Raw genomic sequence first — 798 nt, 5'->3', positions numbered from 1 at the left:
TAATTATTATTAATAATCATACTCGAAAATAGCTAATAAAAAAACCACTGGCATAATAAACATCATCTGTTTACCATGCCAGCGGTTTTATGTCTCTTGCTGACTCTCTTATTCAATTTTGTTAACCCTGCACAACCTTTAAGTTATCTGGGTACACACCACCGTTTTCGTTGCGTTTCATGATCAACGCGGTGATGGCTTGCTTTAGATACTGTTCTGTATCATCGTTTACGGCGCGCCAAGTCGCAGAACCACCCATCGACTCAATGACAATATGGCCGGTATCTTCGTAAACATCTTGTCGCCCTTCGATGTAGTAATCGTAAACAATCACATTTTCATCTTCGTGCTGTTTGATGACTGTTAACATACCACTCTCGTTTCCAACTTCTCAACAGTTACTTATTATCCTTACAATTATAACGCGAGTAGCCTGATTAACACAAACGGCGGGAATTCAGTTCTATGTTGTTTGTCGTGCTACCGCACGAGGCATGGTGGTTGGGGTGTGACTCCGCCAAAGATTTACCTGGGCAAATCGCTCCGTCACACCCCAACCACCATGCCAGCAGCCGAGATCCACTCATGATTTTTTTGATTATCATCCAAGGTAGCTGGTAGACGAAATTCAACATCATGCAGGCAAAATAAAAGAGGACCTAGTTGCCTAAGTCCCCTATCATTCTGATTTTATGCACGCTTACGAGTTGGCTTGTCAAAAGTCAATCGTGCTGGCTTCACAACCGTGTAACCTTGCATGCCGTGAGCATACATATACTTTTTGGCGTCTAGTTCAGT

1 protein-coding gene is annotated in these 798 nt (G+C 42.7%); it reads right to left on the bottom strand.

The window, feature by feature from the left end:
* Window positions 1-121 precede the first annotated feature (121 nt).
* Complete coding sequence (locus tag WEIDD23_RS07895; RefSeq protein WP_010370905.1) at window positions 122-370, bottom strand: hypothetical protein; 249 nt, start codon at window positions 368-370, stop codon at window positions 122-124.
* Window positions 371-798 lie beyond the last annotated feature (428 nt).

The sequence above is a fragment of the Weissella sp. DD23 genome (assembly GCF_001579105.1).
GTDB lineage: Bacteria > Bacillota > Bacilli > Lactobacillales > Lactobacillaceae > Weissella > Weissella cibaria.
Note: the sequence above shows the minus strand (reverse complement) of the source record. Positions and strands in the feature narration are given on the sequence as shown.

What these genes read in the sequence shown, in the direction of transcription:
- WEIDD23_RS07895 (WP_010370905.1), bottom strand. Translation starts at nt 370, where the DNA reads ATGTTAACAGTCATCAAACAGCACGAAGATGAAAATGTGATTGTTTAC.